We start from the raw sequence: 24080 nt of genomic DNA, 5'->3' as shown, positions 1-24080 counted from the left end.
CTCAATCACCCAGTTTAGAGTTCCTCCCCGAGCCTGTGTTAAGCGCAGCCGAAATAGGGAGGTTAGGAGGGCTTATTTATGGACTTAAAACTAAACAACAAAAACGCCCTAGTTTGCGGTAGCACGCAGGGCATTGGGAAAGCAACGGCCATTGCATTGGCACAGGAAGGTGTTAACGTTACGCTAGTAGCACGCAATAGAGAAAAACTGAAAGAAGTTTTGGCAGAATTGCCACAGCATCGTAATCATAAGTATATTGTGGCAGATTTTTTGAAGCCGAGAGAATTACAAGAACAGGTCATTAAATTTATCGAGAAGGAGCACGGCTTTCATATTGTAGTGAATAATACCGGAGGACCCGCCAGTGGGGAAATTGTCAATGCCAGCTTAGAGGCTTTTGAAAATGCGTTTACCATGCACCTGAAATGCAACCACCTTTTGGCTCAAGCCACAATTCCTTTCATGAAAACTGAAGGTTTTGGACGAATTGTGAATGTGATTTCAACCTCGGTAAAAGAACCTATACCAAGACTGGGAGTAAGCAATACTATTCGTGGAGCCGTTGGTAACTGGAGTAAAACCCTATCAATGGAGGTAGCCGAATTTGGTATTACCGTAAACAATGTACTTCCCGGTTTTACGGATACCGAACGTTTGACGGAAATCATAAACATCAAAGCGAAACTGGAGGATAAATCCATCGAGGAAATGACCGAAATCATGAGGCATTACACCCCGGCCAAGCGCTTTGCCCAGCCCGAGGAAACGGCCAATGCCATAGTTTTTTTGGCCAGCGGGGCGGCGGGATACATTAATGGCATCAACGTTCCAGTGGATGGCGGACGGACAAAATCCTTGTGATTATTTAACAAACCGAGTCTGTCAAAACATTTCCACTATTTGTATCTTTATAACGAATTCGCGTTAAGGATAGAAGCGGCATCCTTTTTTGCTTTTTCAGCAAAAAAGATACAGCGGATAGCCTGACCCCGCCCAAGCGGGGTAACGCCCAAAAAATTATTATCCTATGAGCAATTTAACTTCTCCAATAAATTTTAAGGATTGGATTGAGGAACACCGGCATCTTTTAAAACCGCCCGTGGGGAATAAAGTGGTGTGGAAGGATGGTGATTTTATTGTGATGGTGGTCGGTGGGCCTAACAATCGGAAGGATTATCACTATAATGAAACGCCTGAGTTTTTTTATCAGGTGGAGGGTGATATCGTTTTGAAAATTATTGATAAGGGTACGCCCAAGGATGTGCATATTAAGGAGGGAGATATCTATTTGTTGCCTCCAAAGGTACCGCATTCGCCTCAGAGGGGTCCAAATACTGTGGGTTTGGTGATTGAATATCCACGGCCAAAAGGCATGAAGGATGCGCTACTTTGGTTCTGTGAAAATTGCAATACCAAGCTCTATGAAGAAGACTTTACTTTGGACAATATTGAATCCGATATGCCCAAGATTTTTGATAGATATTACGGCGATTTCAATAAACGTTGTTGTCCCAATTGTAACCATGTGATGGAACCCCCTAAAAAAGTGAAGATTGAGTAATAGTTTTTTGATTCTCGTCATTGAGAAGAACCTTGACCAAATATATTCATTTAAAGATCACCAGACTAATCACTTGGTAACGCCCCAGTATGGAAAAGCGCAAACTTAGAATTAACGGCCACTCCCACTTACTTCCTTATCCTGAGGAAATCCCTGAATTTATGCGCGAAAAGGGTATTTTTTGGGTGGACAAGGAGCGCAAATATATGTTGCAGAAGGGATGGAAACGCCCTGTAACCGACTCGAGTTTTTTCTTGAATGAAAAGTTGGAATGGATGGAACGCAACCAGATTGACCATGCGGTGGTATTGAACCTTTCTCAACTTTATGGGAATGGTTTACGAGTTGAGGAAATGAAAAAGGCCCTGCGTTTTCAGAATGATTTTAATGCGCGGATTCAGCATGACAACCCCGATAAATTTACTTGCGGTTTTGTGGTGCACCCTGGTTTTATTCGCAGTGCGGGCTGGGAAATCGAACGTTGTGTTGAGACACTTGGCATGCGATTGTTATGTTTGCCGACACATTATATGGACACTATCGGCACATGGCGCTGTATTTTTGACGAGGAAAACGAACCGCTTTTTGAATTGGCCAACACATATAATTTAGCCGTTGAAATCCATCCCTATGATGGGGAAAAATTTATCAATTTGGATAATACGGCATGGCGGTTTCATTTGATTTGGATGTTGGCACAATGTGCCGATGCTTATCATTTTTTAACGCTTAACGGCTATCAGGAAAAATTCCCGGATATGCGGACCTGTTTTGCTCATGGTGGGCAATTGGCCCAAATCAATTTGGGACGACGCATACAAGGGTTTGATGGCAGGCCCGATTTGTTTGAGGGCAAACATCACCCCCGAAAAGCCGTTGGACATAAAAATATTTTCTTTGACACCTTAGTACATGACACTGGAGGGCTGGAACTATTGATACGAAACCATGGCTCCAAACAGGTGTTGATGGGACTGGATGACCCTTATCCTTTGGGCGAAATGGAAAGTGACGCGCAATCCTCCTACCCTGGGAAAATTTTGGATTTGGCCATGGAAAAGGAGGTAATTTCCCAAGAGGATTATGATAGGATTTGGGAGGGCAATGTTTTGCAATGGCTATATGGTGAGGATGAAGCTGGGAAGGAAACATTAGTGAATAGAATTTTAAATTAATAGACCTGACAGGTTTTGGAAACCTGTCGGGTCTGCTATTTCAAAAAATAAAAATGCATTTTATACCTGAAGATTTAGACGAATACGTGGTCGCTCATTCTGAGGATGAGCCAGAATTACTACAACAATTAAACCGCGAAACCAATCAAAAGATTCTGCAACCCCGGATGTTAAGCGGGCATTATCAGGGGCGCGTATTGAGCATGATTTCCAAATTGGTAAGCCCCAAAAATATCCTGGAAATTGGGACGTATACAGGCTATTCCGCATTGTGTTTGGCTGAGGGTATGCAAGCCGACGGGGAGTTACACACCATTGATATTGATGAGGAATTATATGATTTCCAGCGCAAGTATTTTGACAAATCGGAATATGGAAATCAAATTATCCAGCATCTGGGGAATGCGCTTGAGATTATCCCTGAGCTTAACCGTAATTTTGATTTGGTGTTTATTGATGCCGATAAAGAAAATTATACCAACTACTTTGAAATTATTATTGACAAGCTCAGCCCGGGCGGTATAATTTTATCAGACAATGTGCTTTGGAGCGGGAAAGTTTTGGATGCCATATTTAAAAAAGAGGACACTTCTACCCCTGCCCTTATTGCTTACAATAAACTTTTGAAAAAAGATAAACGGGTTGAAACTGTAGTGTTGCCTATTCGGGATGGGTTGACTATTAGTAGGAAATTGTCCTAGACTTGCTTCTTGAATAAATTGAAATTTAAAAATGAACGATAAACAAATTAGGGAGGGCATTAGCAGAATAACCGATGGAGTCCCTTTGGACTTAGGAAGAATGACAATAAAAACTTCAGGCACAAACAAACTAATTGTAACTGCTTGGATGAATACATTACATTTTAAAAATATTAACAAGAATTCTGTTCTCAAAGAACTAGATTCCTTAAAAAAATCCTTTTCTGAATTAACAAAAACCCACAATGATTTGATGTCTGTTATTCGCGATAATAACTTAATGGTCGAGTATCATCTAAACTACGATGATTCAGGAAAAGCAGGAATTGGACTTTGTTCAGAAATAAATGGAGAACTGAATTGGTATTTGTAATAGCTGGTGTTATAACCTTAAATCCCCGTCCTGCCCTTCGATGAATATTCCAATAAATTCGTGCCTTCCCCACCACTAAAGCTACGGCGATACGCGGTCGCAGGAATGACAAAACTTGGTCTAGAAAACTGAATTTGGCTGATAAGCGCGTTAGGGATTGAAACGGCATCCTTTTTAAAATATTGGAAAGCCAAGTTTATGAAGTTGTTGAATATTTGAGATTACCACGTCGCGAACTCCTCGCAATGACGCCTATTTTAAAAGATATAGTGGAAAGCCCGACCCCTTGTGGGTAACGCCCAAAATCTTTGAATGTGCACAAGCTGACAACCCTTGGTTTTTATTAGAATAACATTAATTAAGTTGAATTCCTTGCCTCGAACTCACGTCATTTATGATGCGATAACCAACGAAATATCGCCACCGTTGTCACCGTCTCTTTTTGTTCTATTTTGAATGTTTTGGGATATCACTTGGTAAAACTCGTAATTGTCAAAAGGCTTGATAATAATATCATTAAATCCAACATTTTTATATTGATGCTTTATTTCATCAATATCTGAAGCTGTTAGAGCGATGATGGGCAAAGCCCGATTAAATCTTCTAATAGCCTGGGTGGCTTCATTACCGTTCATGATCGGCATATTTATATCCATCAAAATAAGGTCGTAATGATTCTTTTTCACCTCTTCTAAGGCCTCTTTACCATTTCCAACTAGAGTGCAGGCATAATTTTGCTTTTCCAATAGGTTTTTGGTGACAACTTGATTTATCTTATTGTCTTCAGCCACTAAAATCTTATACTTATTTTTTTGTGTACTAATTTTATTTGCCCTAGAATTAAATGTTGCAACTGAATTATCTTTGGTGACATCCAACTCAAAATCTACTTCAAAACTTATTTTTGTACCAACACCTACTTGACTTTCCAGTTTTATTTCACTGTTAAAAAGCTCTATCAAACTTTTGGTAATTGACAGTCCCAGTCCAGTACCTTGGTAGTTGAGATTGCTATCTTCCAATTGGGCAAAATTATCAAAAATAGTATCAAATTTTTCCTTTGGTATGCCAATACCATTGTCCTTGACCTCAAAGCGCAATCCCACTTTATTCGGATCTAGACTCAACAGTTTCACATTAAGATTGATAATTCCGTTACTCGTAAATTTTATGCTATTACCTATCAAATTGATGAGAATTTGAGACAACCGTACCTTATCACACATTATGTATTGAGGCACGTAATTATCTATCGCTATTTCAATCTTATTATTCGTTTCCTCAAGCCTATAATTGAACGAGCCTACCATATTATTTAAAAGCTCGCTTAGGTTTACAGAAACACTTGTAAGTTCAATTTTATTGGCTTCCATCTTGCTTACTTGAAGAATATCATTAATCAAATTCAACAGATAATCACCAGAATATTTTAATGATTTTAGATGCTTTCTATCAGCAGGATTCAAATCGTTGTTATCCAAAAGCAAAGAGGACAGCCCGACCACGCCATACAGAGGCGTCCGCAATTCATGAGAAACGTTAGAAATAAACTTACTCTTTAATTCTGATGTTTTTAGGGCTGCATCCTTGGCCTGCTCTAATTCGCTGTTTTTTAATTTTAAGGAATCATTGAGTTTTTGCTTGGAGACATAGCCCCTGTAAATGATAATAATTGAGATAATGAGCAATAAAAGCGTCACCACTATAGCGATATTAATTTTACGGAACTTATTGGCTATTTCCAGTTGATATAACCTTTCTGCGTTTGCCTTCTCAGCATTATTTTTGTAATCTTCAATTAGAAACTTAGATTTTGTGATCAAATCCCGTTTTCCTTTTCCTGCATCTAAAAACCTGTCCCTATATTTATTGTGCTCCAACAAGGCAAGGTAGGCTTGGGTACTGTGATCTGATTTTGCCAAAGAAATTGACAATTGAAAATATATTTTACTTAGAAGTTCCAAATCCAACTCCTCCTCATTACTTTCAATCAAAAAAGCCGCTTCCCTAAATTTGGAATTGGCATTATTGTACATTTCATTTTCAGTATAATACTTAGCATATACATAATTAAAATAGGCTTTTGAAGCATTATCAACTTCGTTTTCCTTTAGGAAACGGTTCATTTTTGAAAACCCCAACAAGGCCTTCTCGAAATCGTTGGTATCAATATATATTTCGCACAAATTAGCTCTAGCTTCAAAAATTACGCGTTGTATATCATGCGTTTCCGTTTCACTTTGGCCGTCACCTTGCATTGCAAATTTTATTGCTTTTTCAAAATAATTTATGCTTTGGTTGAAATACCTTTTGCTCTTGTATATTTTGGCCAAATTGAAATAGGCATTAGAAACAAGGTAAGCATCATCTATTTTATGCAACAACTCTAAGGTAGAATGGTAATGGGCCTCTGCAGCTTCATGGTCGCCCATTAAACTATATATGTTGCCCAAATTGAAATCGGCTGTGGCACTACCGTAATTATCGTTTATAGAATCCGATAAAGCCTTCGCATCTAAAAATTGCTTAAATGATTCCAATATATCGTTATTATCAAACGATGTTTTGGCCGAAGTATTTAGTGCATCGATGCGTTTGATAACTTCTCTATCTTCATTTCCAAAAGAAAGCACGGAAAAAAATAGAAAACAGAATAGTAGGCGTGTTTTCATAAAATATAGATTTGGGATTCCAAACCTATTTTTTAAAACGATACCTCGGCTAAAAATTCGGTAAAACGTATTATGAAATCGATTAATAGATTAAATACACAGCAAGAAAAGCGCTAAAATTTCCGCTTAACTGATCCAGTGAAGTCTTCTAAATCCTCTTTTACTTTATCAAGCTCTTCTTTGACATCTTTGGTGATACTGGTATCTACACCGTGGTTTTCGGCAGTTTTGGTGATTTCCTGCTTAATATCGTTGGTGGCATCCTTGAGTGTGCGCATGCCTTTGCCCAAACCTTTGGCAATTTCGGGAAGCTTATCGGCTCCAAAAACCATTACCGCGATAAATAGGATAAAGGCGATTTCACCGCCACTAATGAACAAAAATGTTGCTTGATGTATCACAATGCAAATATAGTGAGTTGTTCGGTGAGAATAAAAGGGTTATTTAAAAAGAACGGATTTACGTCATTCTGTCCCAAAAGCTTTCGGGATTGCTTCAGAATCTTTGATAACGAAACGCCTCTTCTACAGATAACCTGAAACAAGTTCAGGTTGACAGTCCATTACTTTTAGTCAGCTCATAAAGACATTATCCTTTCACCTGTTGCTTGAACCTTTCAAATTCACTTTGTTGGAATTCCCTAGGCCACGTGTTGTTTGAAGTATCCACATCTGCGGTTTCCTCATTCGGGTCGATGGCTATGCTTATAATTTCCTTATCGGAAGCTATAGCCTTGCTAACTTCGTTATCATTGAAACGCCAAATTTGCGCGGGATAGGTTACCGTTTTCTTTGTTCCATCGGCATAAGTGAACTCCACGATTATGGGCATTACCAAACCACCCGGTTTCTCAAAAGTAACGTTGTAAAAATATTTTGGGGCTTTAATATTTTGACGTTCTTCGGCAGTAAAATTATCCATCAGGTATTCCTTAACCGTAACAACTTCTGAAGGATCTTGATCTTTCATAGCACTTTTAAATTCTTCGCTCCCCTCTTCAACCAAATACACCAATGGTCTTAATTGTCTTCTTTTTATGCCACGGTCTTTCATTATCGCTTTCATATCTGCATTGGGTTCAGAGGATACATAATATTTTTTCACTTCTTTTACCCCAATATCCACCCAATCGGTGGTGTAGAACCAGCCACGCCAAAACCAATCCAAATCTATAGCAGAGGCATCCTCCATGGTCCTGAAAAAATCCTCAGGGGTTGGGTGCTTGAATTTCCATCGATTTGCAAATTCCTTAAAGGCATAATCAAAAAGTTCATGGCCCATTACGATTTCCCTTAAAATATTTAGTGCCGCAGCGGGTTTGCTATAGGCGTTATCTGCCAATTGATAGGCGTTCATGGGTTTCGACATAATCGGCGCTATCCTATCCTGATTGTCACTCATATACGGAACAATCAACTTAGCTGGCCCTCTATCCGCAGGGTAAATATCATGTCCAGGAGCCAAGGCATCTGGATAAGTTTCACCAAATTCCAACTGCGCCAAATACTCCAAAAAAGAATTGATACCTTCGTCCATCCAAGCCCATTGCCGTTCGTCAGTATTGACAATCATTGGAAAGAAATTATGTCCAATTTCGTGAATGATTACCCCTAGCATACTATATCTAACTCTATTGCTATACGTACCATCTTCCTTGGGCCGTCCGGGGTTCCAACAGATCATTGGATATTCCATCCCCTGATTTTTTGCATGTACCGAAATAGCCTTATGATACGGATAATCAAAAGTCATTTTAGAATATGTCTTTAAGGTACTGGCTACAGCCTTGGTGGACCAATCTTCCCAAAGCGGATTACCTTCTTTTGGATACATAGATACAGCCATTACATCTTTATTTCCAATTTTAACGGCCATCATATCCAAAATAAATTTTCTGGAGGATGCGAAAGCAAAATCCCTAACGTTTTCCGCTTTAAGCTTCCATGTTCTAGTTTCGTTGGAAAAGCCTTTTTCTGCCATTTCGGCTTCTTCTTGGGTAACAACTAATACTGGTTCTTCATAGGATTTTTTGGCCATTTCATAACGCTCCATCATGGTTTTGGAGTAAACTTCCTTCCTATTGGTAAGCACTCCAGTTGCGTCCAGAATATGGTCAGACGGCACAGTAATATTCACCTCATAATTACCGAAGGGCAGCGCGAACTCCTCATCTCCCCAAAACTGGAAATTTTGCCAGCCTTCAACATCGTTATAAACTGCCATTCTGGGGAAGAACTGGGCAATTACATAAGCCCGATTCCCGTCCTTTGGAAAATACTCGTAGCCGGAACGGTCCCTTTTAATTACATGGTCATTGATATTATACCACCATTGGACATTGAATGAAAACTTATCACCCGTCTTCATAGGTTTTGGTAGCTCAACCCGCATCATCGTTCGGTTAATCATATATTTTAAAGGTTTGCCGTTGGTGTCCTCCACCTTTTCAATATTAAAACCTCCGTCAAAAGGTTCTTGTAGATAATTACCTATAAAGGTCCTTGGAAACATTATCGATTCGGTAGAACTACTCTCGATCAATGGAGATTTTGAATCCTTGGCCCGCATATTTTGTTCCAATTGCAACCACAGATATTTTAGTTCATCGGGGGAATTGTTGGTGTAAGTTATGGTTTCAAAACCTGAAAGTTTGGTGTTTTTATCATCCAAAACAATATCCATCTTATAATCAGCCTGTTGCTGATAATAGGCATGACCTGGAGCTCCTGATGCAGTTCTATATGCGTTTGGCGTAGCAAACTCGTCATACAGTTGCCTAAATTTATTGGTATTGGTGTGACCCATTTTTACCGTTGCATTTTCTTGTTCTTGGGCAAATGTTCCTGCCGACACAAGAACAAAACATAGGAAGAAATTCAGAAGACGTGTCATTGTGCTAATAGTTCTTTAGTAAATTTCACAATATGATAACAGATTTTATCAACTTGTTACACAAAAGGTTCAAAAATAAGAGTTTTAACAGGGTTTAAACTTTAATTTAATTAAAATTTAACACTGCTTTTTCGTTTTGGGAAGTCAGTATAAAACTCTTTCTTTCAGAGTAGATATTCAATTTTATCATGTTTTGTTGCCCAGAAAATACATCAAACAATACTTTATTGGAAACCTCCAAACTGTCAATACTTTCAACATTTTCAATTTCCAAATAGCATTTTATAATATCAATATCTATTTCCTTACCGATAAATACCAAATCAGTTTGCTCATTGTTGATTTTTATCTGTAATTTGTCGCTTAAGTACTTTTCAATGTACATATCGTTCAATCTATAATTCTTTTTAGCATCCAAAGTAATGCCCTCGTCATAACGCTCTCTTAAAACGTTTTCAAAATCATCAATAAATATTCTGGAAACAATTTGAATCGATTTTTTTTCCTCTACATATTCTAACTGAGTGACACTGATATAATATTTATGTAAAACGCCAAAAGCTGATGCGCTCACAAATAAAATCAATAAAGGAAGAATTTTAAAATAATTCATAAAAGCAAAATATTGGCTAATGTACTTATTTATAAGTTTCAAAAAACGTTCCGAAAGTATTTAATTCTGCTTTAAAATTTGATTGGCTTTATAAGTCTTCAGTTTTTCCTGAAGAAATTCCAGTACTTCCAAATCTGTTTTTCCGGCACACCTAGCATAAAAGTTATCGTCCATTTCGCAGAAGTAGAAAAAGTCCATTCGGAATTCTTCTTCTAACGGATTTAGACTAAATAAAGTCTCAGATAATTCAATTCGAATGCGTTTTAAGAGGGTATCATTTTTTTCATGTTGCACATGTCCTTTTAGCATTTTAGTTCTGCCCGAAATACCATTTATTATTGGGTCAAGAGGCATGCTTCCACCCAGAAGCCCCAATAGCATTATTGGCTTAAACTCGCCTGCTTGAGCAAGCCTCCTCTCACTTTGTGTGGCTATTTTACCAGTATAACCCGGTATTCCCAAATCATAAAAATTAATTGGCAACTCCTCCTCAACATTACCAATATCAGAAGATAAATCCCCAGTTAAAATCTTGCCTACCACTACCTCGTCAAGAGTGTTGATTTTTTCCTTAAGCCTGACGGAAATGGTTTTTATGCTTAAAATTTCCGAAGTGATAATGATATCTTTAGGCTCATGCTGAACAGATGAAAAACTTACCGTATCATTTAATTTTACGGGAATTCGGAAGGCACCATTTTTGTCAGTAATCGTAAATTTTTGGGCCGTTGCATTGATTACGTGGATGTTTTCAACATTTACTGAACTCTGAACTTTACCATGAAGTTCAATAGCCTGCGCCATTGCAATTTGAGTGGAAAAAAGCAAAACCAAAATAATAAAAACCCTCAAAATCGGTAATTTAGAGCTTAAATAACGGGCTTAGACTCTTAAATAAAATTAAAATCGATTGTAAAGTTTTGTTAAGAAGCGAATGGAGTGCTATTCATTATTTAAAAATTCCACACTTTTCTTATTGAGTAGTTCCAAAAACTCCAATTCCCTTCCGTAATTCAGCAGGGAAAAATCAAAATCACCACTTTCCACATAGGCGATAAAATCCTCAACACGATGCTCTGGGATATTAAAATTGTCCACCAAAAACTCAGAAGCAAAATAATACTTCACCGCTTTTGCAGGTACTTCTGGGACTTCAGGTTTCTTTTTATCATTAGCTTCGGACCTAAAAAGGGGAAGTAAGAGTTGGTCAACAACATTAATAAGGTTTAATCCATTAACATATCGCGTTTGCTCCGTCACCATGGATACATTGCGCACTTCAGTTTTATAGTCCTTTTCAAAATCGTACTCGCTACTGTGCTTTACGCCAAAATAAAGCGCGTCCAATTTTGGATTGAAGGTTTTTGTGGATTCGATATCAGCATCCAAAACCCCAATTAAACCCCTAGTCTTCACAATAACCTCGTCCAATTTATTGATCTCTTCAATTAGGAAAATCTTCATCCGTCTGGACTGGATAATGGCCTCGTTCACCTTGAAATTTAAATTTTGAAATTGCAGCGCACTTACCTCGATTCTGTCATTCAAACCAACAGCTATAACAAATTCCCCTGCATCATTAGTAATCGTACCCTTATTGGACGAAGCGTTGTAAATGGTTATTCCTGAAATATCGTTGTGTTCCACAACTATTTTACCCTGCACTTCGGTTCTTGAAACGGTTTGGGCATTAAGAAATGAAACAGCAAAAAAGATTAAAAAACAAAGCGTCTTTTTCATAGATAAGATTTTTGGTTGAGCGCAAAAGCGCTATTTATCACAATTTTTATGTAAAATACGACTTAAAACGGACTTTTTAAAATGACCATTATTTAAATTATGTTAAAAATTGGTTAGTTTTATTCTAAAATCCAATTTGAACATGCGTAACATTATTATTGCCAGTACCTCAACAGTCCACGGGAGCGGTTACCTCGAATATCTTTTGGATGAATTGTCGGTATTTTTTAAGGAAGCTAAGGAGATTCTTTTTGTACCCTATGCCCGCCCCAGTGGTATCTCGCATAATGATTATACCAAAATTGTATCCGTAGCGTTTTCAAAAATCGGAAAAACTGTAACTGGTCTCCACACCTTTAAAGACCCTATAAAAGCCATAGAAGAGGCCGAAGGTATTTTTGTTGGCGGAGGCAATACTTTTGTTCTCACCGACCAATTATATCGCAATAATTTGATTGAATCTTTGAAATCTGCCGTAAACAATGGCACACCTTATTTAGGCACAAGTGCTGGAAGTAACATATGCGGACTTACGGTAAAAACGACAAACGACATGCCGATTGTGTACCCTCCGAGTTTTAATACTTTGGCTTTTGTGCCTTTCAATATCAATCCCCATTATTGGGACCCTGATAAAAATAGCACCCACATGGGTGAAACGCGAGAAACCCGGATAAAGGAATTTCACCATTTTAATACCCAGCCAGTCGTGGGCCTTAGAGAAGGGAGTTGGTTGTACGTTATGGATGATGATATTATTCTAAAAGGTAATCTCAAAGCTCGTATTTTTGAATATGCAAAGGCACCATATGAAATTGAAGCCCAAACAAGCCTAAAGGATTTGAAATAAAAAAAAGGCTTCATTTTCTCAATAAAGCCTCGAGAGCGGGAGACCGGGTTCGAACCGGCGACATTCAGCTTGGAAGGCTGACGCTCTACCAACTGAGCTACTCCCGCATTAACAGCGCAAATATATAGAAACCCGGATCGGTTTTGCAAAAAAATAATCAGAACTTCTTTAAAAAATGATAGCCCAAAATTTTAAAACCTTCATTGAAATAAAACTTATGCGACCCGGCATTCGTTACATAGGTATTTAATTCCACAGCCTCAAAACCTTTGACTTTTACATAATCATAAATCCATTTAAAAAACCGGTTTCCAAGGCCCTGTCCCCTATAATTTCCCTCAATGAAAACGTGATCCACCTCCACACTTTTCCCCGAATAATGCCTCGTGCAATACCAAAGTCCGCACACTCCAACAATAACATTATCATCAAGAATTACGGCACATTCATAATTCTGTTCCGCCATTTCCGAAAAACGCTGTTTTAAAATGATTTTCGGGATTTTGTAGTCGTTTAACTTTTCAACCAAAGGAACTACTTTGCCTATATCCGCATTGTCCAAAATTTCGAATTTGAGAGACATCTATCTATTTTTAGGTGAAGATACTTAATTCAGTAAAAAATTAAAATTTCATTAAGTTTGAACCAAAGATTTGATTAAAGTTATATTGTTATCGATTTCAAAATAAAAAAAATCACTGCGAAAGACACGCACATTGTAAGACATCCCGTTTTACGGCCGGGAAAACCTGTTGCCACATGTGTGTTTGATGGTGATGATTTAGAATCTACATTGCATTTTGGGTTATTTCTGAAAGATGAAATTGTTGCTATAGCTTCTTTTATGAAAAACAAAAATGACCTTCTGAAAAGTAAAAATCAATACCAGTTAAGAGGCATGGCTGTACTGAAAAAAGTTCAAGGCATGGGATTTGGAAAAAAAATATTGGCCTTCGGTGAAAAAGCTCTAAAAGCTGAAGATATTGAAACGGTGTGGTGCAATGCCAGAAAGGTCGCGGTTAATTTCTACAATCGAAATGGATATGAAATTATTGGTAAGCCTTTTAATATTGAAGGTATCGGCACCCATTATGTTATGTTCAAAAACCTTCAATAACCGCTTCTTTTCCTGTGACATTTTCAAAAAAAATTGGGTCTCAATAATAAGCCTCAAAAATTTCGTAAATTTAATACCCTAAAAACCTAAACATGAGAGGAAGAAATTTTAAAATAAGGCTTTTAATAGGCGTAGCAATTGTTGCGTTTGCCTTTCTCAGAAAGTGCAGCCAACAAGAAGAAAACCCATATACTGGCAGGACCCAAACCATCACCTTATCTCCTGAACAGGAAATCGCAATTGGTTTACAAAGTGCACCCCAAATGGCGCAACAGCATGGAGGACTTCACCCCAACACACAATATCAGGCACTGGTAGATAATGTGGGTAACAAACTTGTCAATAATAGTATTGCAAGAAAAACTCCTTATAAATATGAGTTTCATTTGCTAAACGACCCAAGAACTATTAACGCATTTGCATTGCCTGGAGGACAGATATTCATCACCCACGCCCTATTTTCCAAACTTCAAAATGAAGACCAATTGGCGGGAGTTTTAGGGCATGAAATTGGTCATGTATTAGGGAAACATTCGAATGAGCGCATAAGCGAGGCCAACTTCTGGAAGACCTTATCCATGGGTGCCTCAGTTGGAGCGGACATGGGCAGTTTTGTAAACAGTATTGGACAAAACACTTTGCTTAAAAATGGTAGGGATGATGAGCTTGAAAGTGACGATTTGGGCGTTTTATTTATGATAAAAGCTGGCTACAACCCCAAAGAAATGATTGGTGTGATGAAAATTTTAAAAGAAGCCGCCGGCCCCAATCGAGTCCCGGAATTTCAAAGTACACACCCTGACCCAGAAAACAGGATTGAGAAAATCGAAGAAGCCATCGATAAATACAGAAACCACTAAAAAAAGCCCCGAACGGGGCTTTTCTCATGTGACTAATTCAAAATAATTACTGATACTATTAATTATTTTTTCTTCTTGGTAAGGGCTTCTTTCAAAACAGCTTCAGCATCAGTCGCTTTATGTATTTTAGCATACTTCATGGCAGTCATGCCTTTGTCTGATTTGGTTTTTAATTTCGCCCCTTTTTCTATTAAAAGTTTTAGAATTTCGGTTCTGTTAAATTTAGCAGCGTACATCACCGGTGTCATTCCATTAGATTTTTGGTTGATGTCAACGCCTCTGTCAATTAATTTTTTAACGGTGTCGAAGTCTCCTTTTGCAATGGATACGCAAAACGGGTTTACCTCGTAAACGGCCTGAATACCGTAATCTGCAGAATTTTCAATGGTTGTTGTTGCATTAACATTTAAAAAAGATACGCATAGCGCAATTGCTGAAAGAATGATTGTTTTTTTCATGATGAAAGATTTTGATTAATGAATTGTTTTTTGATTATGTTAAAGAGACGACAAAAAAATTTATTTGTTACACTACAAAATCTTAAATAACATATTTTTAACGTTTTAATTAACAAATGTTAAGGTTAAATCGATCCGCAAAACACACTAAAACTTTTCGTTTTCAACCCCAATAATTCAGCTCATATTTGAAACTGAATACCTACGAAATTCATATATTTACATCCTTAAATAAACCACAAAAAATGAACAAAAAAGTCATCCTAATGATACTAGATGGTTGGGGAAAATCGCCCGACCCGAAAGTATCGGCCATAGATAATGCAGATACCCCTTTTATTGACTCCTTATACACAAAATACCCCAGTGCTTCCCTTAGAACGGACGGTTTGCACGTTGGGCTTCCTGAAGGCCAAATGGGCAATAGCGAAGTGGGCCATATGAATTTAGGTGCAGGTAGAATTGTATATCAGGATTTGGTAAAAGTAAATCAAGCGGTTGAGAACAAAACGCTTGGAAAAGAGCAGGTTTTAATTGATGCCTTTACCTATGCGAAAGAGAAGCAAAAAGATGTTCATTTTTTAGGACTTTTGAGTAATGGCGGAGTGCATTCGCACATCAATCACCTTTTGGGACTGATTGATGCCGCAAACGAATTTGGCGTTGCTCATTCTTATGTGCATGGCTTTACAGACGGACGCGATGTTGACCCTAAATCTGGAGCTGGTTTTGTAAAGCAGTTGCAATCCCACATTGAAGGGACAGGTACCAAAATTGCATCAATTTCTGGACGGTATTACGCCATGGACCGTGACAAACGGTGGGAACGCATAAAATTGGTTTATGATGCTTTAGTGAAAGGTGAAGGAGAACCTACCGAGAATATTGTTGCTTCTATCGAAACCAATTACCAAAACGATGTCACCGACGAATTTATTAAGCCTTTAATTGCCACGGAAAATGGCAAACTGGTAACCAAAATAAAAGATGGTGATGTTATTATTTTCTTCAACTTTAGGACTGACAGAGGACGCGAGTTGACGGAAGCTTTATCTCAGGAAAATTTTCCTGATTACGACATGAAAACCCTTGATTTGCATTACGTCACCCTAACCAATTATAATGACACTTACGAGGGCATAAAAGTGGTTTTTAACAAAGAAAACCTGACGGAAACCTTGGGTGAAGTTTTGGCAAAGCACAATAAAACTCAAATTAGGATAGCCGAAACCGAAAAATATCCACATGTAACCTTTTTCTTTTCTGGTGGAAGGGAAGAACCTTTTGAAGGCGAAAAGCGTGTTTTAAGAAATTCGCCCAAAGTGGCCACTTACGATTTAAAACCTGAAATGAGTGCCTACGAATTGAAGGATGCGCTTGTTCCAGAATTGAAAAAAAGGGAAACAGACTTTGTTTGTCTTAACTTCGCCAACGGCGATATGGTGGGACACACCGGAGTTATGGAAGCTGCCATAAAGGCCTGCGAAGCCGTAGATAAATGCGTAGAAGCAGTGGTAACCACTGCTTTAGACAATGGCTATACCACTTTGCTTATTGCTGACCACGGCAACTGTGAAACCATGATAAATCCAGATGGTTCACCTCATACAGCACATACCACGAATCCAGTGCCAATCATTTTAATAGACAATGAATTAAAGGAAATCAAGGATGGTATTTTAGGTGATTTAGCTCCAACAATATTAAAGTTGATAGGAGTTGAGCAACCCAAGGCCATGACACAACATCCTTTGGTTTAAGGCAATAGAATAAAAAGCATTAACTTTGAGCCGTAATTTACACCCTGAATCGAATGAATTTTAGTGATACACTAATAATAGCGGTTGATTTTGATGGCACCATTGTTGAGGACGCATATCCAAAAATTGGAAAGCCCCAAATGTTCGCCTTTCAAACGCTGAAAAAGTTGCAAGAGGAAGGCCACCGCTTGATATTATGGACCTATCGTTGCGGAGATAAACTAGATGAAGCCGTGGCCTTTTGTGAGGACAATGGCATTCATTTTTACGCGGTAAACCAAAGTTTTCCAGAAGAGGAATATACCAACGATATCAGCAGAAAAATTAACGCCGATGTTTTTATTGATGACAGAAATATTGGTGGTTTTTTAGGCTGGGGCGAAATATACCAGCTGCTGATAGGTTCGGACACAAAACCTGTCCAACCCAAAAAGAAAAAGAGTTTTTTAGATTTATTTAGATAATGATTAAGGTAAAAACCAGAGAAGAGATTGAACTGATGCGCGAGAGTGCCCTGATTGTTTCAAAAACCTTGGGGGAAGTAGCAAAAGCTATTCAACCTGGTGTGACTACATTGCAATTAGACAAAATCGCCGAAGAGTTTATTAGAGACCATGGTGCGGTTCCTGGTTTTTTGGGGCTATATGATTTTCCTAACACACTTTGCATGAGCCCGAATTCACAGGTGGTTCACGGTATTCCTAATAACGATCCTTTAGTTGATGGAGATATTATTTCTATAGATTGTGGGGCTTTGAAAAATGGCTTTTATGGCGACCATGCTTATACCTTTCCTGTAGGTGAAATTGCACCCGAAACGGAACAACTTTTAAAAGTCACTAAAGAATCCCTTTATGTTGGCATCCGAGAATTTAAGGCTAATAATCGTGTCGGCGATGTTGGATTTGCCATTCAAAAATATTGTGAATCCTTTGGCTACGGTGTGGTTCGTGAACTTGTGGGTCACGGATTAGGAAGCGAAATGCACGAAGACCCAGAAATGCCAAATTATGGCAAACGGGGCAGAGGCAAGAAATTCGTTGAGGGTATGGTGGTAGCCATTGAGCCTATGATTAATATGGGTACACACCGCATTAGACAACACAGGGATGGCTGGACGATTACAACTTTGGATGGTAAACCATCTGCACATTTCGAGCATGATGTGGCTCTTATAGACGGCAAACCTGAACTGCTTTCAACATTTGCATATATCTATGAGGCATTAGGTATTGAAAGTAATGAAGAGGCTGAATTTAGGCAGGAAGCTTTGGTGCTTTAGACACGAATTTCACTAATTTGCACCAATATTAAACCATGCCCAATTTAATTTATAAAGATGAAGCTTATAAAATTGTTGGATTATGCATGGAGGTTCACAATCAATTAGGCAAGGGGTTTAATGAAGTTGTTTACGCCGACGCTTTAGAAATTGAGCTTATTGACAATGATATAAACTATTCTAGGGAAACCAAGTATTCCATCAACTACAAAGGCAATGTTTTGCCTCATAAATATAAAGCGGATTTTATTATTGAAAATAAGATCGTTTTAGAAATCAAAGCCATTGAATGTTTGACACCCGCTCATACTAAGCAAACTCTAAACTATTTGGCGGTTTCTAAATTAAAGTTAGGTTTACTAATTAATTTTGGTGAAGATAGCTTAAAGTATAAGCGCATCGTACTTTAATTAATTTGTGATAATTCGTGAAATTCGTGTCCAAAAAACTCTTCAAAACCATTCTAAATATAGTACCTCGACCTCTGCTCATTAGGTTAAGCTACGTTATTCGTCCTATTTTAGTATTCTTTTTGAAGGGTCATCAGTTTACTGACCCAATAGACAACAAAAGTTTTAAAACCTTTTTGCCTTACGGTTATGGCAAACAGAGAAATAACGTGCTATCCCCCTCCACTCTTTCTTTAGAACGCCATAGGTTACTTTGGCTGTATTTAAAAAATGAAACGAATTTCTTTGCTACCAGCCTGAAAGTATTACACTTTGCACCAGAGCAAGCCTTTTACAAGCGCTTTAGGAACATGAAAAATCTGGACTACATTACTACGGATTTAAACTCCCCTTTGGCGGATGTAAAAGCAGATATCTGTAATCTTCCTTTTGAAGATGATGAATTTGATGTTATTCTTTGCAATCACGTCTTAGAGCATATTCCAGATGACACCAAGGCCATGCAGGAACTCTATCGTGTAATGAAACCAAATGGCTGGGGTGTCTTTCAAATTCCACAGGATTTAAACAGAGAGCGTACTTTTGAAGATGATAGCATTACCGATAAAAAAGAGCGTGCCAAAATCTTTGGGCAGTACGACCATGTTCGTGTTTATGGACGGGATTATTTTGACAAGTTAAGAAGCATAGGCTTTCAAGTAAAAGCAATTGATTATACAACTACCATGAAAGAAAGTCAAATAGAAAAGTACTGTTTGGCAAAGGGCGAAATTATTCCAATCTGTCATAAAACGAGCCCCACTATTTAAGGGCAACGATAAGGGTTCATGCACATTTTTACCATTTTTACTATATTTATCCCAGTGCCCTAAATATGAATTTGAGCCTTTTAGGACTCAAAATACATACCACTGACATGAGACTAAAGCTATTTTCAATACGCACGATAGATTTCTATACATCTGTGTTTGAAAAGCACTATGTCCCTCAAGTTTTAAAAAACATTTTCCTTTTTGATTCACCGTTGAGTCTCAGAATAGTTCCTGAAAATCAGTTTGGCGTAAAAAGTCACATTCTTGAATTAATTCCAAATTATCTAGAACTGAGTTTTAATAGTGAATTGCAACCCACAAAGACCTCTGTAAAACCAGGCCTCGCAATTAGCCTTAAAAAAGAACTTACTTCTGTCGAAGATTATTTAAAATCTGAATGTAGTAGTAATTTCAGAAAGGTTATCAAACGTTCCATTAGCAGACTCGAACTAAGTTTCGATATTTCGTACAGAACGTTTTTTGGACATATTTCAAAAGAAGAGTGCGAGGTATTAATGCGTCTACTTAAAGAAATGATCCGTAAGCGATTTACGCAAAGAAGTGGACGAAACAAAGCCTTAAAAGACTGGGATTATTTTGTTAACCTGGCATACAACGGTATTAATAATAAGAGTGCTTCCCTATTTGTGATTTACGACAATGGCATACCAATACAAATATCTCTAAATTACAATCTCGACGATATTCTAGTGGGTTCGGTATCTTCATATGACCTTGACTATTCCAAATTCAGCTTGGGCAATATAGGTCTGTACAAAGAAATCGAATGGTCTATCGATAATAACATCAAGCTATTTGATATTGGTTTTGGTGATTTTGCTTATAAACGCAGATGGGCCAATCTTATTTATGATTTTGAAACATTTTATATTTCGCAGAAAAAGAATGTTTTGCATCAATTATGCTTTCTTTGGCATGAAAAGAAATCAAAGCTGACGTATTATCTCATTTCCAAAGGATTCAACAATATATACTACGATACAGTTTCAAGATTAACAGGAAAGAATAAAACCTATAAGGAACTAAAATTTGAAATCATCGAAGCCAACACAATCAAATTTTCAAAAGATGAAATTGATATTAAATCCAATGCCACCAGTTTTTTTAAAAAAATACTTTGTGACTACGCATACACCAATAAAGAGCGGTTTGGTGATTTAAAAGTATACGCTGCCATTGATAACAAGAATGTATTTTGGGTAAAAGGAAAACAGAGTGAAGCCAGAGTGAGGCTCGATAATTAACCTCTGGGTTACTCAAATCCATTCAGCGCCAAGGTTTCAAAGTCCTTATGTTCATTTTCAAAAATCAAAAACACTTTTAGTTCAGGGTGATTCTTTAAAAACTGCTTTATTTTTTCAATCCCCATGGTTTTAAAAGCCGTAGCATAGGCATCCGCCACCATACAATTTTTGGCAATTACTGAAATACTCAGCAAATTGGTTTTGCTGGGATAGCCAGTTTTGGTGTCGATAATATGAGAATAGCGATTCCCATTTTCGTCTACCTTAAATTTTCTATAGGTTCCGGATGTTGCCATCGCTTCATTATTTAAAGTTATGGCTTTTAAAATGGATTGCTGTCCATCAAAATGAGGTTCCTCCACCCCTACTTTCCACGGTGATTGTTTTTCTGCATTCTTACCCCTGGCTCGTATTTCGCCTCCTATTTCAACTAAATAATTATGGACCTTTTTCGATTCCAAAAACTGGCCAATGACATCCACACCATAGCCCTTAGCAATTGCATTAAACTCCAAATATAAGTTAGGATGTGATTTTACAATTTCTGAACCCTTTCTGTTAGTTTTATTAAAACCCACGTATTGCATTAGACTGTCAATCTTCAAACTATCCAAATTTTCAATGGCTCTATCTGCGCCAAAACTCCAGGCATTTACCACATTCCCGATGGTAGGGTCGAAAGCACCTTCGGTAAGTTCAAAAATGGTTTTTGAAGTATCGTAAACTTTGATGAAATGCTCGTCCATTTCAAAAGGTTCGTTTCTATTCAATTTCGAAATATCCGAATTAGGCATATAGGTGGATAGCGATTTATTCAATATTGCAAACAGACTATCAATTTCAGAAGTATAATCCACTTCGGAATCATAAATAATGGAGTATCCTGTACCGAAAACCGAACCTGACAACTTAGTGTTTTTCACCTCCGTTTTGCACGAAACTAAAATCAAAATAAACACAAAAACAAAGCCCCAAGCTGGAGCCTTTTTCTTTTTAATAAAAATCATAAACCTAATTTAAATTGGTTTCAACAAGTCGGATACCACTATATTCCAAAAGGTATTCCTCGTCCAAATAAATATGGGATGTTTCGCCATCAATATTGCCAATACCCACTCCAGCATAAAGTACCTTGGCATTATTGTCCCGAGCATGTTTTTTGAAGGATTCCATCCATACCACATCGTAATTATTTGGGTTATCCGGCAGTATCGCCACCTTCACAATTACAAAATAATATTGGTTGTCTTTATCCACACACACAAATTGCGGGTGCTTTTTCAACTTACTGTTTACAGCAATAAATTCATAACCACGTTCTTCCAGTTCCTTACCCACGTGGTTCATGGCCAAATTATGTAACTCTTGCTCGGTCAGCGGTTTTCCCATTTCACAAAAATACTAAAAAGTTGATGCGGTGATGACATTTTTAAATCCTTTCGATGTGATAGTATAAATCGAAATAATAAACTGTTAACCTATTAGAAATTATGAAAACTTCCATTTGCATTCTATCCTTTTTAACCCTAATTATTTTCTCCTGCGGACAGCAAAAAGAAAACAACGATTACGCCGAATTCGGATACGATTCTAACACTTATTTTGAGGATGAAGCAAAAGAATTTAATAAAGCTCAACCTGTACAAAATAACGCTCGTCCTAATGGTACCTTAAAAGGTTACAAAGTAATGAGCAAGCAATTTGGCATGCCCGTGGGCGTTATGCCCATTCCAAACTCTTGGCAAGTAAGCAATAATAAGCAGAAAGGGATTTTGTTTGAATCCAATGATGGAGTTAAGGTTTATGGCGAACGTTTTATTTCCCATTTCTTTTCCAACAACCAAGAATTAAACTACATAAGTCAGCAAAATGGCAGTCGCGTTGCACCTCCAAAAGATTTAAACCGGGTACTTCAGGAGGATATCATCCCCTATGCCCAGCAACAAGGCCTTAAACTTGTAAATCAGTTTCAATTGCCCGCATTGGCGCGATTCGATAAACAATTTGACAGTTATCTATTTAAAGGAATGCCAGAGAACAAGCAATATCAGTGCGTAGCCACAGAATGGGTAGACCAAAAAGGCGAAAAATCGATAGGCATCATCCGCTATTTTACCAACCACTACCCAACTACCGGTGGCATGGATTGGGGCTATACATTGAATGCAATGGGTGCACCCGCCAATGCTTACGAAGGAGCAAAAAAGGCCTTTATAAATTCCTTGGTGAATTTTCAAATCAACCCACAATGGGTGCAGGCGAACAACCAATATTATGCACAACTTTCGGGACAAAGTGCGGCCGCACACCAGCAACGCATGTCCAATATCAAGGCTCAAGGACAGGCTATTTTGAACAATGGCAGGACATATAGTTCCATCACCGATAGCAACCACGAAAGTTGGAAACGTCGCAATGCAATGAACGATGCTGGACATTCAAGCTCCATCAACAATGGTATATGGGAACGCACCACAATTTCAAATCCGAGCACTGGGCAACAATACTACGCCGAAGGCCAAAACGATTATTATTGGGTGAACCAAAATAATGAATACTATGGCACCAATGATGCCAACTACAATCCCAATATCGACAACTCCATGAATAACCAAGATTGGACACAATACAATATTCAACAATAATTTTGATGACATTTAATACATGTTATCGATGTACATCAAATACTAAAAGTCAAAAACCATGAAAGCGATAAAACTTTACGGTCTATTAGTAATTGCCATTCTTTTGGCATCTTGCAGCACCAATGATAATGATGCAGTAAACCTAGGAAACGCAACATCCCAGCAAGGGTGCCCAAATTTGGTTGGCCCAACAGCCGTATATTGGGACGCTGCAAATGGAATTCCCGCCCCCTTTTCGAGTATTCCAATAATGCCAGATCCCAAAGTCAGATTCACCCATTCATTTCCAAATATCAATATGAGTTTTGATGTGCCACAAGGATATGCGGCTACCGAAATCGCCATACCCAATTCGGCATTTGGTGCAGATATAAGGCGATCGAATAATGACGTTCAAAATAAAGTATTTTGGCGATATTATCCCGTGGTTTCATTTACCACCACAAATATTGACCAAATAAGAGCCATTGTTATTAATGATCTTTTGGCAAACGAATACGGATTTAACGGCACACCAATAATTGATTGTGCGCCCCCTACCCAAGTTGCAGATTTTGGAGGAATTTCAAGAGCCGTAAGCAACAGAGCCATAAGGTTTGGCAATACAAGGGCTATTATTTCGGTTGCTGTTGTTCCTACTCCCTTGGGAAGCTCCGCTACAATTTCAATCTCAGCAGGACCAATAAATGAATACGATAATTTGGTAATGAATGTGTTCTTCCCCATTACCTTTGAATTATTGCTTCCGGACAGAGAATCATTATCTGATAGAGATAACGACGGTGTTCCTGACATTTTCGATGTAGCACCAGATAACCCGAATATAAGCTAATGGGAACTAAAAGTATAGCACACAAAAACAAAGAAAAAAGTAAATAATCGAAATAATAACCA

General features: G+C 38.0%; 26 protein-coding genes and 1 tRNA gene. 16 read left to right on the top strand and 11 right to left on the bottom strand.

Annotation, left to right across the window (positions count from 1 at the left end; all coding sequences use genetic code 11):
• The first annotated feature begins 78 nt into the window (after window positions 1-78).
• The 5 genes from ACFSR8_RS04580 to ACFSR8_RS04560 all read left to right on the top strand — a co-directional run bounded on the left by ACFSR8_RS04580 (window position 79) and on the right by ACFSR8_RS04560 (window position 3810).
• Window positions 79-861 carry an SDR family oxidoreductase gene (locus ACFSR8_RS04580; protein WP_380289509.1) on the top strand — a complete coding sequence of 261 codons (783 nt, stop codon included), beginning with the start codon at window positions 79-81 and terminating at the stop codon, window positions 859-861.
• A 166-nt stretch (window positions 862-1027) separates the two neighbouring features.
• Window positions 1028-1561, top strand: a complete 534-nt coding sequence (locus ACFSR8_RS04575; RefSeq protein WP_186558459.1) for a 3-hydroxyanthranilate 3,4-dioxygenase — start codon at window positions 1028-1030, stop codon at window positions 1559-1561.
• Between the two features lie 89 nt (window positions 1562-1650).
• Window positions 1651-2736, top strand: a complete 1086-nt coding sequence (locus ACFSR8_RS04570) for an amidohydrolase family protein (protein ID WP_380289506.1) — start codon at window positions 1651-1653, stop codon at window positions 2734-2736.
• A 53-nt stretch (window positions 2737-2789) separates the two neighbouring features.
• On the top strand, window positions 2790-3437 hold the full coding sequence (locus ACFSR8_RS04565; RefSeq protein ID WP_380289504.1) for an O-methyltransferase: 648 nt from the start codon (window positions 2790-2792) through the stop codon (window positions 3435-3437).
• A gap of 31 nt (window positions 3438-3468) precedes the next feature.
• Window positions 3469-3810 (top strand): hypothetical protein, encoded by a 342-nt coding sequence (locus ACFSR8_RS04560; protein ID WP_380289502.1) that lies wholly within the window; start codon window positions 3469-3471, stop codon window positions 3808-3810.
• A 392-nt stretch (window positions 3811-4202) separates the two neighbouring features.
• On the opposite strand, the gene ACFSR8_RS04555 is transcribed toward ACFSR8_RS04560, so the two are convergent.
• The 6 genes from ACFSR8_RS04555 to ACFSR8_RS04530 all read right to left on the bottom strand — a co-directional run bounded on the left by ACFSR8_RS04555 (window position 4203) and on the right by ACFSR8_RS04530 (window position 11727).
• Window positions 4203-6482, bottom strand: coding sequence for a tetratricopeptide repeat-containing hybrid sensor histidine kinase/response regulator (locus ACFSR8_RS04555; RefSeq protein WP_380289500.1), 2280 nt, complete (start codon window positions 6480-6482; stop codon window positions 4203-4205).
• A 113-nt stretch (window positions 6483-6595) separates the two neighbouring features.
• On the bottom strand, window positions 6596-6883 hold the full coding sequence (locus ACFSR8_RS04550; protein WP_380289498.1) for a Sec-independent protein translocase subunit TatA/TatB: 288 nt from the start codon (window positions 6881-6883) through the stop codon (window positions 6596-6598).
• 187 nt (window positions 6884-7070) lie between these two features.
• Window positions 7071-9374: a M1 family metallopeptidase gene (locus tag ACFSR8_RS04545; RefSeq protein WP_380289496.1), complete on the bottom strand. Its 2304-nt coding sequence runs from the start codon at window positions 9372-9374 to the stop codon at window positions 7071-7073.
• 106 nt (window positions 9375-9480) lie between these two features.
• Complete coding sequence (locus tag ACFSR8_RS04540) at window positions 9481-9987, bottom strand: DUF6702 family protein (protein WP_380289494.1); 507 nt, start codon at window positions 9985-9987, stop codon at window positions 9481-9483.
• A gap of 60 nt (window positions 9988-10047) precedes the next feature.
• Entirely contained in the window at window positions 10048-10791 is a 744-nt protein-coding gene (locus ACFSR8_RS04535; protein WP_380289492.1) for a hypothetical protein, read from the bottom strand.
• Window positions 10792-10929: 138 nt separating this feature from the next.
• Window positions 10930-11727: a carboxypeptidase-like regulatory domain-containing protein gene (locus tag ACFSR8_RS04530; protein WP_380289490.1), complete on the bottom strand. Its 798-nt coding sequence runs from the start codon at window positions 11725-11727 to the stop codon at window positions 10930-10932.
• Window positions 11728-11869: 142 nt separating this feature from the next.
• On the opposite strand from ACFSR8_RS04530, the gene pepE reads away from it, so the two are divergent.
• Window positions 11870-12577, top strand: a complete 708-nt coding sequence (gene pepE / locus ACFSR8_RS04525; RefSeq protein WP_380289488.1) for a dipeptidase PepE — start codon at window positions 11870-11872, stop codon at window positions 12575-12577.
• Window positions 12578-12611: 34 nt separating this feature from the next.
• On the opposite strand, the gene ACFSR8_RS04520 is transcribed toward pepE, so the two are convergent.
• Together ACFSR8_RS04520 and ACFSR8_RS04515 are read right to left on the bottom strand one after the other, a co-directional pair.
• Window positions 12612-12684 (bottom strand) — tRNA-Gly (locus ACFSR8_RS04520).
• A gap of 50 nt (window positions 12685-12734) precedes the next feature.
• Window positions 12735-13160 (bottom strand): GNAT family N-acetyltransferase, encoded by a 426-nt coding sequence (locus ACFSR8_RS04515; protein ID WP_380289486.1) that lies wholly within the window; start codon window positions 13158-13160, stop codon window positions 12735-12737.
• Window positions 13161-13340: 180 nt separating this feature from the next.
• Here ACFSR8_RS04515 and ACFSR8_RS04510 point away from each other — a divergent pair, with 180 nt between their 5' ends.
• Both ACFSR8_RS04510 and ACFSR8_RS04505 read left to right on the top strand, forming a co-directional pair.
• Entirely contained in the window at window positions 13341-13694 is a 354-nt protein-coding gene (locus ACFSR8_RS04510) for a GNAT family N-acetyltransferase (protein WP_380289484.1), read from the top strand.
• A gap of 92 nt (window positions 13695-13786) precedes the next feature.
• Window positions 13787-14554, top strand: a complete 768-nt coding sequence (locus ACFSR8_RS04505; protein ID WP_380289482.1) for a M48 family metalloprotease — start codon at window positions 13787-13789, stop codon at window positions 14552-14554.
• A gap of 62 nt (window positions 14555-14616) precedes the next feature.
• On the opposite strand, the gene ACFSR8_RS04500 is transcribed toward ACFSR8_RS04505, so the two are convergent.
• Window positions 14617-15012, bottom strand: coding sequence for an ankyrin repeat domain-containing protein (locus ACFSR8_RS04500; protein ID WP_186558412.1), 396 nt, complete (start codon window positions 15010-15012; stop codon window positions 14617-14619).
• A gap of 245 nt (window positions 15013-15257) precedes the next feature.
• Between ACFSR8_RS04500 and gpmI the strand changes: the two genes are divergently transcribed.
• The 6 genes from gpmI to ACFSR8_RS04470 all read left to right on the top strand — a co-directional run bounded on the left by gpmI (window position 15258) and on the right by ACFSR8_RS04470 (window position 20541).
• On the top strand, window positions 15258-16772 hold the full coding sequence (gpmI, locus tag ACFSR8_RS04495; RefSeq protein ID WP_380289479.1) for a 2,3-bisphosphoglycerate-independent phosphoglycerate mutase: 1515 nt from the start codon (window positions 15258-15260) through the stop codon (window positions 16770-16772).
• A 53-nt stretch (window positions 16773-16825) separates the two neighbouring features.
• Window positions 16826-17236, top strand: a complete 411-nt coding sequence (locus ACFSR8_RS04490; protein ID WP_380289477.1) for a BT0820 family HAD-type phosphatase — start codon at window positions 16826-16828, stop codon at window positions 17234-17236.
• The gene (map, locus tag ACFSR8_RS04485; protein WP_380289475.1) at window positions 17236-18054 is read left to right on the top strand and encodes a type I methionyl aminopeptidase; all 819 of its coding nucleotides are present in this window, start codon (window positions 17236-17238) and stop codon (window positions 18052-18054) included. Before ACFSR8_RS04490 ends, map begins: the two co-directional genes overlap by 1 nt.
• A 35-nt stretch (window positions 18055-18089) precedes the next feature.
• Window positions 18090-18464: a GxxExxY protein gene (locus ACFSR8_RS04480; protein ID WP_380289473.1), complete on the top strand. Its 375-nt coding sequence runs from the start codon at window positions 18090-18092 to the stop codon at window positions 18462-18464.
• 26 nt (window positions 18465-18490) lie between these two features.
• A complete protein-coding gene (locus tag ACFSR8_RS04475) occupies window positions 18491-19273 on the top strand; it encodes a class I SAM-dependent methyltransferase (RefSeq protein ID WP_380289471.1) in 783 nt (260 codons plus the stop codon).
• Window positions 19274-19380: 107 nt separating this feature from the next.
• The gene (locus tag ACFSR8_RS04470) at window positions 19381-20541 is read left to right on the top strand and encodes a GNAT family N-acetyltransferase (protein WP_380289469.1); all 1161 of its coding nucleotides are present in this window, start codon (window positions 19381-19383) and stop codon (window positions 20539-20541) included.
• 8 nt (window positions 20542-20549) lie between these two features.
• Here the strand turns inward: ACFSR8_RS04470 and ACFSR8_RS04465 are convergent, their stop codons facing one another.
• Together ACFSR8_RS04465 and ACFSR8_RS04460 are read right to left on the bottom strand one after the other, a co-directional pair.
• Complete coding sequence (locus ACFSR8_RS04465) at window positions 20550-21548, bottom strand: FAD:protein FMN transferase (protein WP_380289467.1); 999 nt, start codon at window positions 21546-21548, stop codon at window positions 20550-20552.
• Between the two features lie 4 nt (window positions 21549-21552).
• Window positions 21553-21930 carry a Na(+)-translocating NADH-quinone reductase subunit F gene (locus ACFSR8_RS04460; protein WP_186558398.1) on the bottom strand — a complete coding sequence of 126 codons (378 nt, stop codon included), beginning with the start codon at window positions 21928-21930 and terminating at the stop codon, window positions 21553-21555.
• 101 nt (window positions 21931-22031) lie between these two features.
• On the opposite strand from ACFSR8_RS04460, the gene ACFSR8_RS04455 reads away from it, so the two are divergent.
• The gene (locus tag ACFSR8_RS04455; RefSeq protein WP_380289465.1) at window positions 22032-23186 is read left to right on the top strand and encodes a hypothetical protein; all 1155 of its coding nucleotides are present in this window, start codon (window positions 22032-22034) and stop codon (window positions 23184-23186) included.
• Window positions 23187-23244: 58 nt separating this feature from the next.
• Window positions 23245-24018 (top strand): hypothetical protein, encoded by a 774-nt coding sequence (locus ACFSR8_RS04450; RefSeq protein WP_380289463.1) that lies wholly within the window; start codon window positions 23245-23247, stop codon window positions 24016-24018.
• Window positions 24019-24080 lie beyond the last annotated feature (62 nt).

The sequence above is a fragment of the Hyunsoonleella rubra genome (assembly GCF_042684665.1).
GTDB lineage: Bacteria > Bacteroidota > Bacteroidia > Flavobacteriales > Flavobacteriaceae > Jejuia > Jejuia rubra.
This window is presented reverse-complemented; position numbering and strand designations above follow the sequence as displayed.